Raw genomic sequence first — 848 nt, forward strand, 5'->3', positions numbered from 1 at the left:
AGCTCGATCTCTTTGTCACCAGCTTGGTCAACGCGTTTGATGATTTCTGCTAGACGGTTTACTACCGCTGCACGACCGGTGATCAGGATGATATTAGCTGGATCGTAATGAACTACGTTACCCGCCCCGGCGTTATCAATCAGCTGGCGCAATAGCGGTGACAATTCACGAACAGAGACATTTCGAACAGCAACCACGCGAGTGATGACGCTATCGCCTTTTGCGCTGCCATCACCCATAACAGGGATTGCAGAGGTCTTAGAGTCTTTTGCTTTGATGACTTTGAGTACGCCGTTGTCCATTTCTACGACTGCATAGCCGTACACTTCCAACACGTTAAGGAAGAAGCTGTAATATTGCTCTTCGTTTAACACGTCGTAGCTGCGAACGTCGATTTTACCGCGCACCGAAGGGTCAACGATGATGGTCTTTTCTAAGTTACGACCAACAATGTTGATGAATTCTTGAATGTCAGTGCCTTTGAAACTCGCACTAAATTCATTTGCCATCGCGCCTGGAACGCAGAGTAGACTCCCTGCCAGTAACCAAGCACTTTTGCTAAACCAATGTTTCACGTATGTCTCCCTGAACTTACGCTGGTTGCCTAAGTATTACAATTGGATATAGATGTCGTACTGCTGACCATCTCGCTCAACAGTCAAATTCAGTTCTTGCGGATCGCTCATCACTTGCATCAGTTGTACTGAAGAAGACGGATCACTTAAATCGATCCCATTAAGTTGCACCGCAATATCACCAGGTTCTAGACCCACATCATTAAATAACGCCGCATCACGCCCCGGAGAAACTCGGTAGCCAATAATGGCGTCGTCTTTTTTCACTGGAGA

1 protein-coding gene and 1 pseudogene are annotated in these 848 nt (G+C 46.8%); both read right to left on the bottom strand.

Features of this window, described 5'->3' with window-relative positions:
* Nucleotides 1-575, bottom strand: a 575-nt coding sequence (locus tag R7Q46_RS26015) for a secretin N-terminal domain-containing protein (protein WP_318078060.1), incomplete at its 3' end; no start/stop codon positions are given.
* A 36-nt stretch (nucleotides 576-611) separates the two neighbouring features.
* Nucleotides 612-848: pseudogene (locus R7Q46_RS26020) on the bottom strand (type II secretion system protein GspC); the annotation flags it as partial.

It is taken from the genome of Vibrio sp. 811 (genome assembly GCF_033339195.1).